The sequence below is a fragment of the Streptomyces sp. NPDC027663 genome, from assembly GCF_055566415.1.
Genome location: NZ_JBVHSK010000002.1, coordinates 360,202 through 375,824, shown reverse-complemented (window position 1 = coordinate 375,824; position 15,623 = coordinate 360,202). Strand labels below are relative to the sequence as shown.

Annotated in this window: 12 protein-coding genes; 7 read left to right on the top strand and 5 right to left on the bottom strand. The window is 72.7% G+C overall.

Annotated elements, in window-relative coordinates:
• Positions 1-14: 14 nt before the first annotated feature.
• The gene (locus tag ACZ4SF_RS06540; protein ID WP_468379073.1) at positions 15-1,244 is read right to left on the bottom strand and encodes a serpin family protein; all 1,230 of its coding nucleotides are present in this window, start codon (positions 1,242-1,244) and stop codon (positions 15-17) included.
• A 203-nt stretch (positions 1,245-1,447) separates the two neighbouring features.
• Here ACZ4SF_RS06540 and ACZ4SF_RS06535 point away from each other — a divergent pair, with 203 nt between their 5' ends.
• The 6 genes from ACZ4SF_RS06535 to ACZ4SF_RS06510 all read left to right on the top strand — a co-directional run bounded on the left by ACZ4SF_RS06535 (position 1,448) and on the right by ACZ4SF_RS06510 (position 8,235).
• Entirely contained in the window at positions 1,448-2,641 is a 1,194-nt protein-coding gene (locus tag ACZ4SF_RS06535) for a DUF4190 domain-containing protein (RefSeq protein ID WP_468379071.1), read from the top strand.
• 163 nt (positions 2,642-2,804) lie between these two features.
• Positions 2,805-3,557, top strand: coding sequence for a GntR family transcriptional regulator (locus ACZ4SF_RS06530; protein WP_468379068.1), 753 nt, complete (start codon positions 2,805-2,807; stop codon positions 3,555-3,557).
• 548 nt (positions 3,558-4,105) lie between these two features.
• On the top strand, positions 4,106-4,297 hold the full coding sequence (locus ACZ4SF_RS06525) for an SPOR domain-containing protein (protein ID WP_360743433.1): 192 nt from the start codon (positions 4,106-4,108) through the stop codon (positions 4,295-4,297).
• A gap of 30 nt (positions 4,298-4,327) precedes the next feature.
• Complete coding sequence (locus tag ACZ4SF_RS06520) at positions 4,328-4,756, top strand: (deoxy)nucleoside triphosphate pyrophosphohydrolase (protein WP_468379065.1); 429 nt, start codon at positions 4,328-4,330, stop codon at positions 4,754-4,756.
• Between the two features lie 211 nt (positions 4,757-4,967).
• Positions 4,968-5,375, top strand: a complete 408-nt coding sequence (locus tag ACZ4SF_RS06515; protein ID WP_468379062.1) for an ATP-binding protein — start codon at positions 4,968-4,970, stop codon at positions 5,373-5,375.
• A 271-nt stretch (positions 5,376-5,646) separates the two neighbouring features.
• Positions 5,647-8,235: a SpoIIE family protein phosphatase gene (locus ACZ4SF_RS06510; protein WP_468379059.1), complete on the top strand. Its 2,589-nt coding sequence runs from the start codon at positions 5,647-5,649 to the stop codon at positions 8,233-8,235.
• A 298-nt stretch (positions 8,236-8,533) separates the two neighbouring features.
• On the opposite strand, the gene ACZ4SF_RS06505 is transcribed toward ACZ4SF_RS06510, so the two are convergent.
• Positions 8,534-10,333 (bottom strand): hypothetical protein, encoded by a 1,800-nt coding sequence (locus ACZ4SF_RS06505; protein ID WP_468379056.1) that lies wholly within the window; start codon positions 10,331-10,333, stop codon positions 8,534-8,536.
• A 329-nt stretch (positions 10,334-10,662) separates the two neighbouring features.
• Here ACZ4SF_RS06505 and ACZ4SF_RS06500 point away from each other — a divergent pair, with 329 nt between their 5' ends.
• Positions 10,663-11,907, top strand: coding sequence for a glycoside hydrolase family 18 protein (locus ACZ4SF_RS06500; protein ID WP_468380398.1), 1,245 nt, complete (start codon positions 10,663-10,665; stop codon positions 11,905-11,907).
• A 164-nt stretch (positions 11,908-12,071) separates the two neighbouring features.
• Here the strand turns inward: ACZ4SF_RS06500 and ACZ4SF_RS06495 are convergent, their stop codons facing one another.
• Genes ACZ4SF_RS06495 through ACZ4SF_RS06485 form a run of 3 tightly spaced genes read right to left on the bottom strand, consistent with a single transcriptional unit; the run spans position 12,072 to position 15,615 of the window.
• Positions 12,072-12,842, bottom strand: coding sequence for a succinate dehydrogenase/fumarate reductase iron-sulfur subunit (locus tag ACZ4SF_RS06495; protein WP_468379053.1), 771 nt, complete (start codon positions 12,840-12,842; stop codon positions 12,072-12,074).
• Complete coding sequence (locus ACZ4SF_RS06490; protein WP_468379051.1) at positions 12,839-14,770, bottom strand: fumarate reductase/succinate dehydrogenase flavoprotein subunit; 1,932 nt, start codon at positions 14,768-14,770, stop codon at positions 12,839-12,841. Before ACZ4SF_RS06490 ends, ACZ4SF_RS06495 begins: the two co-directional genes overlap by 4 nt.
• Before the next feature lie 23 nt (positions 14,771-14,793).
• Positions 14,794-15,615 carry a hypothetical protein gene (locus ACZ4SF_RS06485; protein WP_468379048.1) on the bottom strand — a complete coding sequence of 274 codons (822 nt, stop codon included), beginning with the start codon at positions 15,613-15,615 and terminating at the stop codon, positions 14,794-14,796.
• Between the last annotated feature and the right edge of the window lie 8 nt (positions 15,616-15,623).

The window sequence follows — 15,623 nt, the reverse complement described above, 5'->3', positions numbered from 1 at the left end:
GCCTCGGGCCTGCCTCAGCCGACCGGCGGCGGGGGCGGTGCGGCCGGCCGGAGATTCGTGACCGGGTAAGGCGCCGGTTCCGTGACCCAGCCCGTCATCAGCACGAGACGGGACTCGCGGTCGACGGCGAGGAAGCCGAAGGGGCGGTCGAAGGCGACGCGGACGACGGTGGTCTCGTAGCGGTACTGCGGGACCCCGGCAGCCGCCCTGGGCATGACCGCCGTGACCGCCGCCGCCCGGAAGCCGAGCGCGCCGAACTGGGCCACGGCCGACTGCCGGGCCTCCCCGACAGCCAGCGGGTAGGCGCTCACGCCCGGGAAGTGTCCGACTCGGGTGTCCGCCGCCGTCGTGAGACCGAAGAGGCCCGGCAGGGCCAGCAGATCGTGGTCGGCCCGTACCTCGTACGCCACCGTCCGCACGTCCAGTGTCGTCGGTTCCGGCGCCATGGCCGGCTGCTGCCCGATGTGGAGACCGGGGCCCACATGCCCGTGCGGCAGCGTGCCGCCCCCGGACAGCGGCAGGCTGCGCTCCACGATTCCCACCCCGGCCGCCAGCACCTGACCGGGCGTCATCCGTTCCTCGCCCAGCACCAGATGGATGTCGATGCCGTTGTCGCCGGGCACCGTAAGCGCGGTGACGAAGCCGTCCGGGGTGCCCGTCACACCGACCCGGTCCGGCCGTACGCTGCGCCGGTGCAGGCCGCGGAGGGTACGGCCCTGCCAGGGGCCGGAGTCGGGCCGCAGCGGCACCTCGGTGAAGGGCTGGCGCCACTCGGTGCGCAGCACGAGGGCGGTGGCCAGCATCATCCGCGCCTCCCGGGTGAGCGTCACCGGCATGCGCTCGACCAGCCCGCCGGTCCGCTCGGCCGCCCAGGCGTCCAGCCGTTCCTGCGCGGTGACGAGGTCGTCCCCGAACACCCCGTGGGTTCCGGCGGGCAGCCCGGCCCGCCACTCCTCGCGCACCGGCAGCCCGTGGTGCGTCCACAGGCCGAGCGCCGCGTCCAGGCCGGACACCGACGTCAGCCCCGCCAGCAGCTCCCGTGCGGCACCGGCCGCCTGCTCGGCGGGTACCCCCAGGGCGCCGGCCAGTTCCGCGCGCGCCGGGCCCGCCGCGCCGTCGGCCAGGAAGGCCAGCAGGGGCCAGACGCCCGGCGCCGAGAACACCGTGCCCTCGGACAGGGCGTGCGCCCAGCGGGCCGTCAGCCCGTTGACGCGCCGGACGGTCTCCTCGGTCACCTTGCTCACTCGTCGCCCTCCCCGTAGGCCTTGCTCATTCCTTGCTCGTCCCCGTTCACAACGTCGTCCACCCGGCCGTCCGGCCCGGTCTCCCCCCTCATTCCGCCCCCGCTCGCGTCCCGCTTACCATGCGGCCAGTCGTACGTCAGTCCAGCCACCGGCCGGCCGCCGGTCCTGCGCTGCCGCCGCCCCGACCCAGGAGCACGGTACCGGTGTCCACACCCCCGCCACCCGGCCCCCACCAGCCACAAGGGCCGTTCCAGCCACCCGAGTCGGACCCGGGCGGGCCGTACGGAACGACCCCGTACGGCCAACGGCCCGACGGTTTCCAGGGGTTGCCCGGGTACCGGCCGTGGGCGCAGGGCTACAGCCCGTACAACCACCCGGCGCCGGTCAACGGCCTCGCCATCGCCGCCCTCGTGCTCGGTGTGCTGTGCTTCCTGCCCGGTGTCGGGCTGGTGCTCGGACTGGTTGCGCTGGGCCAGATCCGCCGGCGCGGCGAACGCGGCACGGGGCTGGCCGTGGGCGGCGCGGTGCTGTCCCTGGTCGGGCTCGTGCTCTGGGTGCTGCTGTTCGCCACGGGCGGCGCCTCGGACATGTGGAAGGGCATGAAGGAGGGCGCGCGCGAGGGTGCGACCGTCTCGCCGGCCGAGGGCGAGTGCTTCGACTCGCCCGCCGGCTCGCTGAGCGGTGAGACGTACGACGTGGACAAGGTTCCCTGCTCCGGCCCGCACGACGGCGAGGTGTTCGCGTCCTTCCGGCTGCCCGGCGCCGCCTACCCCGGGGACGACGAGGTCGCCGAGACCGCCGGCGAGCGCTGCCGGGGCCTCCAGGACGGTTACGCGATGGACGGCTGGGCGCTCCCGGGGAACGTCGACGTGTACCACCTGACGCCGACCGGGGACAGCTGGGCCGCGGGAGACCGCGAGGTCACCTGCGTGTTCGGCGACACCGACGAGGGAGAGGACCTGACCGGGTCGCTGCGCAACGACGAGACCGTCCTCGACGCCGACCAGGTCGCCTATCTGAAGGCCGCTCACATCCTCAACGCGGCCCTCGCCACCGCTCCCGACGAGGAGTACGTGGAGGACGACCTGCCGGGACACAAGGCGTGGGCGGGCCGGGTGGCGGCCGCGCTGGGGGCGCAGGCCCGGATGCTGCGGGCCCACGACTGGCCCGCGGCTGCCCGCAAGCCGGTCGCCGCGCTCGCCGCCGACCTGGACAAGGCGCGCGCGCAATGGGCGAAGGCGGCCGAGGCCGAGGACGCGGACGCCTTCTACGAGCACTACGAGGACGGCTTCCGATTGATCGGCCCGAGCCGGGCGGTCACCGCACGGGGCTCCCTGGGGCTGGCCACCACCCCGCCGCTGACCGATGACGGCGCCGACGCCTCCCTCCAGGTGTGAGCACGCCCCGGGATGAGCACCTCCAATAAGGGGAAGAAGTGCCTGGGTAAAGCCCTCCCCGGCCATTTGTCATCACATCGAGTGATTCTCTGGCCTTTGCTTGCATGGCACAACCCACGGTTGCCAGGCTGTTGCTGTCTGTACAAACTGATGGGAGCGGCCAGTGACTTTCGGTGAGCAGCCGGCGTACCTGCGCGTCGCGGGTGATCTCCGCAAGAAGATCGTCGACGGTTCACTCCCGCCCCACACCCGTCTCCCTTCCCAGGCCCGTATTCGCGAGGAGTACGGGGTCTCGGACACGGTCGCGCTGGAGGCCCGCAAGGTGCTGATGGCCGAGGGGCTGGTCGAGGGCCGCTCGGGATCCGGGACGTACGTGCGCGAGCGGCCGGTGCCCCGGCGGGTGGCCCGCTCCGGATTCCGTCCGGCCGGCGGCGCGACCCCGTTCCGGCAGGAGCAGGCCGACGCCTCGGTGCGCGGCACCTGGGAGTCCAGCAGCGAGCAGACCGAGGCCGGCGCGGCCATCGCCGAGCGGCTCGCCATCCAGACCGGCGACCGGGTCATGCGCACCAAGTACCTGTTCCGGGAGGCCGGCGAGCCCATGATGCTCTCCACCTCCTGGGAGCCCCTCGCCGTCACCGGCCGCAGCCCGGTGATGCTGCCCGAGGAGGGGCCGCTCGGCGGGATGGGCGTGGTCGAGCGCATGGGGGCCATCGAGGTCGTCGTCGACAACGTCACGGAGGAGGTCGGCGCCCGCCCCGGCCTCGCCGAGGAACTGCACCTGCTCGGCGGTGTCCCCGGCCATGTGGTCCTGGTCGTCCAGCGCACGTACTTCGCCTCCGGCCGCCCGGTGGAGACCGCCGACGTGGTGATCCCGGCCGACCGCTACCGCGTCGCCTACCACCTGCCCGTGAAGTGACCGCCCACGTGGTGATCCCGGCCGGCCGCTACCGCCTCGCCTGCCGCCTGCCGCCTGTCTCCTTCAAGGTCGCCGCCTCGGAGGACTTCACGCCTGCCGCCTGCCGCCTGCCGCCTGCCCGTGAAGTGACCGCGGCGCCTGCCCGGTGCCGGACGGGCGGTGCGGCCGGCCGTCGGACACGCGTTCGTGCGCCCTCCGGGTGAGGTAGCGCACACCCCGCGCGCCCGCAGGGGCGGACGACGTGGTCCTCCGCCGGTCGCCGGCGCCCGGCGGGCCGCAGCAATCAGGCCGTTCTCCCAGGTGGTCCCGGTATTGCCGCCATGTCCTCGACCCGAGGCAGCGGAGTTCGCGACGGCGCATTCGGTCCCGTGCGCCCCCGGCGTTCTGGCTGGTTGCGTACCTCTTTGTGAAAAGGCGTATTCGCTGCGTAAAGGTTGGGCGTACGCTCGGGCATATGCGGACTGCGGTTTCCTCAGGCGGGGCGCGACGGGGGCCCGGGAAGGGATAAGGGTGGGGTGGTGCGAGAAGGACCGCGGGCGGTGGGGGACATGAGTGAGGGCACGGTCTCCCTGCCCTGGATCGTGATACGGCAGGACGACAACGGCAATCGCTACCGCGTCGGCCGGTACGCGACCCGCGCCGAGGCGCAGAAGATCGCCGACAGCCTCGACGACCGCGGACACAAGCAGCTGTACTGGGTCGAGCGCATCGGCCAGAACGGGGACGGTACGCGGAACTGACCGGCCGCGCACTCCCGTAGGCTCCCCTCCATGACGCGTACGACGCCCGAAGCGGAACGCATCGTGGTGGTGGGGGCCGCCCTGTTCGACGGAGGCCGCCTGCTCGCCGCGCGCCGCAGTGCGCCCGCCGACCTGGCCGGCCGCTGGGAGCTGCCCGGCGGCAAGGTCGAGGCGGACGAGCGGCCCGAGGACGCGCTGGCGCGCGAACTGCGCGAGGAACTGGGCGTCGACGCCGAAGTGATCGCACGCGTACCGGGCGAGTGGCAGCTGCGCACGCCGTACGTGCTGCAGGTGTGGACCGCCCGCCTGTGCCCTGGCTCGCCCGCGCCCCGGCCCCTGGAGGACCACGACGCGCTGCGCTGGCTCGGCGCCGCGGAACTCTGGGACGTTCCCTGGCTCGACCAGGATGTTCCGGCGGTGGAGGAGCTGGCCAAGCTGCCGCCGCTCACTTCGGAGTAGACCGCGGGCCGGGCCGGAGGCGTGACACGGCTCCCACCGGTGTCCAACTCGGCCCGGCGCTCTCGGCCCGGCGCTCACGGACCCCACGGAAGCGACTCGTACGCCGTTCGTGCCACAGTGCGCCCTCTCGCACGGTACTGCCTGCTGGATATCGGGTATGTGCCCATTAACCCCATGAAACCGGACATGGGTAGGCTCGCTGGCCCGGGAAGTGATCGGCGTGATCGACACCGATGGTGACTGCGCCGAGTGGACCTTTCCCGCGGAACCGGGCGCCGTGCGTGCCGCCCGCGCTGCGGTCCGCCGCCAGTTGCAAGGCTGGCACCTCGACTGCCTCGCCGACCTCGCCGCACTGCTCGTCAGCGAGCTGGTCACCAACTCCCTGCGGCACGCCACCGGACCCATCGGCGTACGGCTGGTCCGCCCCGCCGGGCTCGACGGCGCGCTGCGGGTAGAGGTCTCCGACCCGCTCCCGGATCCGCCGCGCGAGCGAGCCGCGCATCCCGAGGACGAGAGCGGACGCGGCCTCCAGCTGGTCGCCGGGTCCTCGCGTCGCTGGGGCACCCGGCCCGGACCGGCCGGTAAGACCGTCTGGTTCGAGCTGACGGTGCCCGAATGAGGCCGGAGCATCCGCCGGAGCGGGGGGTGTACAGCCGCCGGTGCGCCGTTCACCGTGCGCGCCGGGGGCGCACGCGGTCCGGAGGTCGGTGATTCGACGGTGTGTTCCTTGGTTAGAAGAGTGGAAGTGTTGTCACCGACCGGTCCGAAAAACACCTGGACCGAGCTGTGATCGTGAACACCGTGTCGTGCGGCACCGTAGTGCTGGATACTGCGGGCAGCCGCCCCCGGTGACCGGTGCCGGGCGCGGTGAGCTGGAGGGGACGGTTCGCGTGAGCGAGATACCAGCGAAGGCCACGGAGTCCGAGGACCCGTCGGACGGCGCGAGGAGTCAGGCCGCGGAGGATGCCGCGGCACCCGGCGACGCCATGTGGCAGAGCAGTCCGCCCGGTTCGATCTACGACTACATCAGGGCCGCTTCCTTCTCCATCAGCCCCGGCGGGCTGGTCGACCAGTGGAGTCTGCGCGCGGAGCAGCTCTTCGGCGTCCCGGCCGAACGCGCCGTCGGCATGGACCCCATACAGGCCTTCATCGACCCCGACCTCCGCACGCGCGGCCAGCGGAAGATGGCCGAAATCCTCGACGGGCGCGAGTGGACCGGCGTGGTGCCCTTCCGGATGCCGGACCGGCCGGACGGCATCCGCGGCGAAGAGGGCCTGGCCGAGGTCTACGTCATGCCCACCCGCACGGCCGAGGGCGAGAAGGCCGCCGTCTGCATCGTCGTGGACGTCCGCACGCTGCGCAGCATCGAGACCGATCTCGCCGCCTCGCAGTCGATATTCGGTCAATCCCCTTTCGGGTTCCTGCTGATCGACACCGATCTGCGGATCCGCCGCGCCAACATGCGATTCGCCTCCATCTTCGGCGGATCCCCGGACGACCACCGGGGCAGGGGAGTTCACGACTATCTGCCGCGCCCCGAGGCCGAGCGGGTTTCGGCCACCCTGCGGCGGGTGCTGGAGTCCGGCGAGTCCATCACCGACATGCACGTCACCGGCTTCGTCCCGGGCTCCGAGGAACGCCGGCACTGGTCGGTCAACCTCTACCGCGTGCACAGCGGCACCGGCCGGCCCATCGGCATCGCCTGGCTCGGCACCGACATCACCGCCCGGCGCGCCGCCGCCCGCGAGGCCGCCGCGGCCCGGCGCAATCTCGCCCTGCTCAACGAGGCCGGCGCGCGCATAGGAAACTCCCTGGACCTGGAGACCACGGCCCGCGAACTCCTCGACGTGGTCGTCCCCGGCTTCTGCGACCTCGCCACCGTCGACCTCTACCAGGGCCTGCTGGCTGGCGACGAGACCCCGCCCGGCCTCGCCGACGGCAGCGCCGAACTGCGCCGCGTGGCCTTCGCCAGCGCCGTCTCCGGCGCCCCGTTCAGCGGGTCCGGGCAACCCGTCGAGGTCGGCGCGGTCCACCACTTCCCGTTCAACTCGCCCTGCGCGGACGCCCTGCGGACCGCCCGCCCGCAACGCGTGCCCGCCGAGGAGGGCGGCCTCGTGCAGTCCACGCTGGCCGTGCCGATGGTCGCCCACGACACGGTCGTAGGGCTCGCGCAGTTCGCCCGGACGAAGGGCAGCGAGCCGTTCGGCGAGCGCGACCGGGACCTCGCGGTGGAGCTGGCCGCACGTGCCGCGGTCTGCATCGACAACGCCCGCCTCTACCGCCGCGAGCACGAAAGGGCGTTGATACTGCAACGGTCCCTGCTCCCGCCCGGCGACCCCGAGGCGTCCGGCCTGGACATCGCCTGCCGCTACCTGCCGGGCAACGCGGCGACCGAGGTCGGCGGCGACTGGTTCGACGTCATCGAACTGCCGGGACACCGTACGGCGTTGGTGGTCGGGGACGTCATGGGCCGCGGCCTGCGGGCCGCCGTGGCCATGGGTGAACTCCGCACGGCCGTACGCACCTTGGCTCTGCTCGACCTCGAACCGGCCGAGGTGCTGTCGGCGCTGGACGAGATCGCACGCGGGCTCGGCACGCCCGGCGGGGTCCAGCAGGCCACCCGCACCGCCCGGCAGCCCCGGGACGCCGACCTCTCCGAGGTGTACCTCGCGACCTGCGTGTACGCCGTGTACGACTCCGTGACCAGACGCTGTACGTTCGCCAACGCCGGCCATCTGCCGCCGGTGCTGGTCGAGCCCGGCGAGCCGGCGCTGATGCTCGACGTGCCGCCCGGCATGCCGCTCGGCGTGGGAGGCGAGCCGTTCGAGGAGGTCGAGGTCGAACTCCCCGAAGGCGCGCTGCTGGCGCTCTACACCGACGGCCTGGTCGAGTCCCGCGACCACCCTCTGGACGAGGGTCTCCAGGCCTTCGTGGGTGCGCTGACGGACCCCACCCGGCCCCTGGAGGACGTCTGTGACCACGTCCTCAACACCCTCGACACCCACCATGGCGAGGACGACATCGCCCTGCTGATGGCCCGCGTGCAGGGTCTGCCCGCCGACTCCGTGGGGGACTGGACGCTGCCCCGCGAGCCGCGCAGCGTGGGCCGGGCCCGCGAGTACGCCCGCGGCCAGCTGCTGTCCTGGGACCTGGAACCGCTGGTCGACACAACGGAACTCCTGGTCAGCGAGCTGGTGACGAACGCGCTGCGGTACGGCGAGGGAGACATCCGGCTACGGCTGCTGCTGGACCGCACGCTGGTCTGCGAGGTCTGGGACTCCGGACTGGTCCAGCCGCGGCGCCGGCGGGCCCGCGACACCGACGAGGGGGGACGCGGGCTGCAGTTGGTCGGACTGCTCAGCGCGGCCTGGGGCTCCCGCCGGACCCCTCGCGGCAAGACGGTGTGGTTCGAACTGCCGCTCCCGGGCGGAGAAGGAGGCCTCACAGACCCGGCCGAGGCCCTGCTGAGCCTCTTCTGACCCGACCCTGGCCGGCCCACCCGACTCCCGCGGAGCGACAGGCGGCGGGTTCGGGTGCGGGGCCGCCGGAGCGGGACGGGAGGCCGGGGGCTTTGCCTTGGTCGGCTGATCGGGCTTGCCGAGGGCGGTAGGTGGCGGGAGCGGGAGCGGGGTCGCGGAAGCGGGGCCGGCGGGCCGGGACTTCACCTTGGTCGGCTGGTCCGGCTCGGTCAGGGCGACAGGCGGCGGGTTCGGGTGCGGGGCCGCCGGAGCGGGACGGGAGGCCGGGACTTCACCTTGGTCGGCTGGTCCGGCTCGGTCAGGGCGGCAGGTGGTGGCGGGTTCGGGTGCGGGGGCCGCCGAAGCCGGCCGGGGGGCCGCCGTCCGGGTCCTCGGCCAGGAGGATTCCGCCCAGTACCGCACCCGCCAGACCTGCCGTGTCCGCTTCCGCACCGACGTACGGGGTGCCGTGCGCCCGTACGTCCCGCCCGGCCAGTTCCCTCGCCTCCCCGGCCGCCGTGTCCGCACGCCCGGCGTTTCCCTCGGCCAGCTCCCGTATCGCCTCCGCCAGCCGGGCGCGGGCCTGCGCACCCACCGCGCCCCGGTGCACCGCGACGAACTCCTCCGCCCCGGCGACCGTGCTCCGCGCCACGAGCAGCGCCGCGGTGTCCAGCACGCCCGGCCGTGCTCCCTCCACCCGCTCGACGGCCCGTGCCATCCGGCGCAGCGCGTCCAGCGGGTCGTACGGTCCGCCGGTCAACTCCTCGCGGACCGCCGCCAGCACTCCGTCCGCGTACGCCAGGCGGGCATGCAGCTCACCCGTGGTCAGCGAGGTCTGCGCCCCCTCGCCCCGGACCGCCGCAAGCTCCGCCGCCGCGCCGGTCAGCGCGGCGGGTACGAGTCCTGCCGCCTCCCGCAGCCGCGCCGCCAGCCGTGCCACCCCGTCCACGAGGATCTCGGCCTGAGCCACCGCTCCCTCGCCCGCCCGCAGGTGCCGGGCCGCCCGCCCGTGGCCCCCCGCATCGGCGGCCTGCCGGGCCTCGTTGAGCCGCGCGGTGGCGAACAGCAGCCGGTCCTTCGCCTGTTCGACGTACCCGGTGACGGATTCGGACGCCGAGTGCGCGTACCGCCTCCGGAGCGACGCCACGGTCTCCTGCGCGGTCACCGTCCGCGCCGCCACGTCCCGGAACCGCCTCTCGGCCACCTCCAGCGCAGCCCCGACACCCGGCGTCCCGTCCCCGGCCCCGCCCGACCCCGCCTCGGCCACCTCCAGCGCAGCCCCCGCACCCGGCGACCCACCGGCCCCGCCCGGCTCCGCCTCGGCCCCCTCCGCCTCCACCGTCTCCTGCTCGACCACCCTTGGTCCGCCGGCCTCGCCCTCGTCCCGCTCATCCCCCTCGTCCGCCCGGCGCTGGTCGAGCCCGCGCTCTCCCACGCCCGGCCCAGCGCCCCACTCGCCCAACCCCCGCAACCGGTCCAGCGCCCCCGCCTCCGCGTCCAGCCGGCGTCCCGCCTCCGCGCAGCGGCCGATCACGCCCACCAGAGCCTGGCGCCGGGCGCTCGTGTCCTGCGGGAGGCCCTCCTCGTACCGCCGCCAGATCGCGAACGCCGCCGACAGTTCGGTCTCGGCCGCCCGCAGCGCATGAGTGAACGGTTCCGCCGGCTTCTCCCCGAACCCCTCCCGTACGAAGGACAGTTCCTCCCGGCTGGTGCGCACGCAGTCGTCGGCCAGGCGCAGCGCCGCCCGGGCCTGGCGTTCGGAGTCGGCCGGGGTGGGAGCGGGCGGCCGGGCCGAGACGATCCCCGGAGTCGTCCGGGTGCGGGCCCGCCGCGCGCGGCGCAGGTAGCCGTATCCGGCCAGGGCCACAGCCGCGGTGCCTGCGACGAGGGGCAGCACCAAGTCGGCCGTGGAGGTCTCGTCCTGCTGCGGTGCGGCACCGCTCGCGACCGTGCCGGAGGGGGCCACGGGAACCGGATCATGGGCGCTCACCGTCATCACCGGCAACACCAGCCACCCGGCTCCGGCCAGGACACCCAGCACGGCATGCGCCACCCGCACCCGTATGTGCGCGGTGGCGCGCCGGGGCCGGGCCCGGTCCCGGATCAAGGAGGACGTCACATTTCGGAGCGTATGGGCAGGTAGGCGCCTTCGCGAGCGGGATGGATACGGGTGGGGGACCAGATCGACAGGGGGACGGGATGGACGAGATGGGGACGGGCGAAAACCGGACGGACACGAACCGGAGGACGACCCCCCGCCCGGACGAGCCCCGGACGGACGAGCACCCGAGGGAGGAGCCCCGCACGGACGAGTCCCGGACGGACGAGCCCTGGACGGCCGAGCCCCGGACGGCCGAACCCCGGACGGCCGAACCCCGGACGGCCGAACCCCGGACGGACGAGCCCCGGACGGCCGAACCCCGCCCGGACGAGCCCCAGACGGACGGCATCCGCGGGGACGAGAACCGGAAGGACGACGTCTCCCGTGTCTCCCGCGCGCACGAGAACCCGAAGGACGGCACGCGCGCGGACGAAACGCGGACGGACGGGCGCGACCAGCGAGCGGAGCCGGAAGGCGGCGGTGAAGGCGGCGGTGAAGGCGGCAGTGAAGGCGGTGGTGAAGGCCGGGCACCGGGGCCGCCGGGCGCCCGTTCGGACGATCAACCCCACCCTCGCCCCCGGCGCCGTCGGCGGCGCATCGTGCGGGTCCTCCTTCTCGCCCTCGCCCTCCTCACGCTCCCCCTCCTCACCGCCGAGACGGCGCTGCGCATCAACTACACCGGCGATCCAGCCCCCGGCACCCGCACCCGGCACCAGGACGCCCTCTGGCTGGGCCATGCCTGGGTGGACGGGCGTAAGACCGACAAGGACGTCGAGGCGCTGGCCGTGCGGCTGCGGAAGACCGGGATCCGGGATCTCTACGTCCACGCGGGGCCGCTGGAGCACGACGGGACGCTGCCCCGCTCGGCCTACCCACGGGCCCGTTGGCTGATCGGTGCCGTGCACCGGGAGCTGCCCGGGGTGCGGGTGCAGGCGTGGCTCGGCGACAAGCTGGCCAGTGAGGGCCCGCAGGGGCTGCGTCTGGAGCGCGCGGACACCCGTGCGGCGGTCGTGACCTCCGCCCGTCAGATCCTCGACGCCGGCTTCGAGGGCACCCACTTCGACCTGGAGCCCCTGCACTCCGGCGACCGTGACTACCTCTCCCTCCTCGACGACCTGCGCAACCTCACCCGCGGCCGCCACGCCGTCCTGTCCGTCGCCGCCCACCAGATCGACCCGTTGCCCGCGTTCCACTCCTTCTGGGGCACGACCACCGGGCACCCCAAGTGGTGGTCGCAGGCCTACTTCGGGCAGGTGGCCCGCCGGGTGGACCAGATCGCCGTGATGTCGTACGACACCTTGCAGCCGATGCAGAGCCTGTACGGCGGCTATGTGGCCCAGCAGACCAGCCTCGCCCTGGAGGTCACCCCGGACTCCACCGACCTCCTCATGGGCCTGCCCTTCTACCACGAGAACCGGTTCGGCCACTGGGCGCATGCGGAGACGGTCCCGGCCGCCGTACGCGGTGTCCGCCTGGGACTGTCCCGCACCGACGCCGACCGCGCCCGTTTCGGCGTGGCCCTGTACGTCGACTTCGCGGCGACCGAGACGGACTGGCGGGACTACGAGGAAAACTGGGTCGGTGACAGGTGACAGGTGACAGGTGACAGGTGACAGGTGACAGGTGACAGGTGACAGGTGACAGGTGACAGGTCACAGGGGACAGGTGACAGGGGACGCCCGGGTGTGCGTCCCCTTCCTGCGCGTCGACGTCGTGCGCGGTCTCGCGGAGCACGGCCCGGCCCGGGCGCTGTCCCTTACGGCGTCCGTCTTCCGATCTTGGAGCCCAGCCACACCAGCGGGCGGTACTTGCGGTCCACCGCCCGTTCCTTCAACGGGATCAGGGCGTTGTCCGTGATCTTGATGCCCTCGGGGCAGACCTCCGTGCAGCACTTGGTGATGTTGCAGTAGCCGAGGCCGTGTTCGTCCTGGGCCGTGCGCTTGCGGTCCAGGCCGGTCTCGGCGGCCGCGTCCAGTGGGTGCATGTCGAGTTCGGCCACCCGCATCAGGAAGCGCGGGCCGGCGAACGCCGTCTTGTTCTCCTCGTGATCGCGGACCACATGGCAGGTGTCCTGGCACAGGAAGCACTCGATGCACTTGCGGAACTCCTGCGAGCGGTCGACGTCCTCCTGCATCATGCGGTACTCGCCGGGTCCCACCCCGGCGGGCGGCACGAAGGCCGGGACCTCCCTCGCCTTCTGGTAGTTGAAGCCGACGTTCGTCACCAGGTCACGGACCACCGGGAACGCGCGGAGGGGAGTGATCGTGATCGTCTCCGTGCGGTCGAAGACCGACATGCGGGTCATGCACAGCAACCGCGGCCGGCCGTTGATCTCCGCCGAGCACGAACCGCACTTGCCGGCCTTGCAGTTCCAGCGCACGGCCAGGTCGGGCGCCTGGGTGGCCTGGAGGCGGTGGACGATGTCCAGGACCACCTCGCCGTCGTTCACCTCGACCGTGTAGTCCTGCAGGCCGCCACCCTGTTCGTCGCCCCGCCACACCTTGAAACGGGCCTCGTAGCTGCTCACTCGTACAGCTCCTCTTCGGCGAGGTACTTGACCAGCTCCTCCTTCTCGAAGAGGGCGAGCAGGTCCGGGCGGATGGGATCGGTGGTCTCACGGGCTAGGCGGATCTGGCCCCGGGCGGGGTCGGTCGCCGCGAGCCCGCCGGTGGGGTCGGCCAGGGTGCAGAGCAGGTTCACGTTGCGCCAGGCGCGGTCCATCGTCGGGTGGTCCTCGCGGGTGTGGCCGCCGCGCGACTCGGTGCGCTCCAGTGCGGCCCGGGCCACGCACTCGCTGACCAGCAGCATGTTCCTGAGGTCCAGGGCGAGGTGCCAGCCGGGGTTGAACTGCCGGTGGCCCTCGACCCCGGCCCGCCGGGCACGTGCTCGCAGCTCGGCCAGCTTGTGCAGGGCCTGTTCCATCTCGCCCTCGCGGCGGATGATGCCGACCAGGTCGTTCATGGTCTGCTGGAGTTCCTGGTGCAGGGTGTACGCGTTCTCCGGCGGCCCCGCTTCGCCCTCCGTCTCCGCCGAGAAGGGCCGCAGGGCCTCGGCCGCGGCCGTGTTGACCTGGGCGTCGTCGACCGGCGGGCGCTGGTGTGCCGGCCCCTGTGCGTACTCGGCCGCGTGCCAGCCCGCCCGTCGGCCGAAGACCAGCAGGTCCGAGAGCGAGTTGCCGCCGAGCCGGTTGGAGCCGTGCATGCCGCCGGCCACCTCGCCGGCCGCGTACAGCCCCGGCACCCCGCGGGCCGCCGCGGTGTCGGAGTCGACCGCGATGCCGCCCATGACGTAGTGGCAGGTCGGGCCGACCTCCATCGCCTCGGCCGTGATGTCGACGTCCGCCAGCTCCTTGAACTGGTGGTACATGGACGGCAGCCGGCGGCGGATCACCTCGGCGGGCATACGGGTGGAGACGTCGAGGAAGACCCCGCCGTGCGGTGAGCCGCGGCCCGCCTTCACCTCGGCGTTGATGGCCCGCGCCACCTCGTCGCGGGGGAGCAGTTCGGGAGGGCGCCGGTTGTTGTCCGGGTCCTCGTACCACCGGTCGCCCTCGTCCTCCGACTCGGCGTACTTCTCCTTGAAGACGTCCGGGATGTAGTCGAACATGAACCGCTTGCCGTCGGAGTTCCGCAGCACCCCGCCGTCCCCGCGCACCGACTCGGTGACGAGGATGCCCTTCACGGACGGCGGCCAGACCATGCCGGTCGGGTGGAACTGCACGAACTCCATGTTCAGCAGCGGGGCACCGGCCAGCAGTGCCAGCGCGTGACCGTCACCCGTGTACTCCCAGGAGTTCGAGGTGACCTTGAAGGACTTGCCGATGCCGCCGGTCGCGACGACCACGGCAGGTGCTTCCAGGACGAAGAAACGGCCGGACTCGCGCTCGTAGGCGAAGACCCCCGAGACGCGCGGTCCGTCCTTGAGGACCCTGGTGACCGTGCACTCCTGGAAGACCTTGAGCCGGGACTCGTAGTCCCCGGTCTCCTTGAAGTCCTCCTGCTGCAGAGCCACGATCTTCTGCTGGAGCGTGCGGATCAGCTCCAGCCCCGTACGGTCGCCGACGTGGGCCAGGCGCGGGTACTCGTGGCCGCCGAAGTTGCGCTGCGAGATCCGGCCGTCCTTCGTACGGTCGAACAGCGCACCCCAGGTCTCCAGCTCCCACACCCGCTCCGGTGCCTCCTGCGCGTGCAGCTCGGCCATCCGCCACTGGTTGAGGAACTTGCCGCCGCGCATGGTGTCGCGGAAGTGGACCTGCCAGTTGTCGTGCTCGTTGGCGTTGGCCATCGCCGCCGCGATGCCGCCCTCGGCCATCACCGTGTGCGCCTTGCCGAACAGTGACTTGCAGATCACCGCCGTACGGGCGCCCCGCTCGCGCGCCTCGATCGCGGCCCGCAGCCCGGCGCCGCCGGCACCGACCACGACGACGTCCCACTCCTGCCGGTCCACCACGGACATCAGTCAGTCCCTCACTGGAATCTCTAGAAGAAGCGCGGGTCGTCGAAGACCCCGGACGCGACGAGATAGACGTAGAAGTCGGCGAGCGCGACGCTCAGCAGCGAGGCCCAGGCCAGCTGCATGTGGCGGGCGTTGAGCTTTCCGACGAACTGCCACGCCTTGTAGCGCACGGGGTGTCTGGAGAAGTGCTTGAGCTTGCCGCCGACGATGTGCCGGCAGGAGTGGCAGGACAGCGTGTACGCCCAGATCAGCACGATGTTGACCAGGAGGACGAGGGTGCCGAGGCCCATGTGGCCCCAGCGGTAGTGCGGGTCCCGGAAGGCCAGCACCGTGTCGTAGGTGAGCACGGCCGCGACCAGGAGGGCGGCGTAGAAGAAGTACCGGTGGAGGTTCTGCAGGACCAGCGGGAAGCGGGTCTCCCCGGTGTACTTCGTGTGCGGCTCGGCCACCGCGCAGGCGGGCGGGGACGCCCAGAAGGCGCGGTAGTACGCCTTGCGGTAGTAGTAGCAGGTCAGGCGGAAGCCGAGCGGGAAGACCAGGATGATGATCGCGGGCGAGATGCCCCACCAGGCCCCGAACAGGTCGGCGTTCGGCCCGGAGCGCATGGTCCGGCAGTTCTCCGCCAGGCAGGGCGAGTAGAACGGCGATACGTACGGCGCCGCGTAGTAGTGGGCGCCTGCGAAGGCCCGCCAGGTCGAGTAGACCACGAAGGCCAGCAGACCGGCCGCGGTGGTGGCGGGCGCCAGCCACCAGCGGTCGGTCCGCAGGTGCGGGGCGGCGATCGCGGCGCGCGTACGGGTGCGTACGCCGCCGCTGTTCTGTTGGGGTTCCGTACCAGTGGCCAACGGGGACT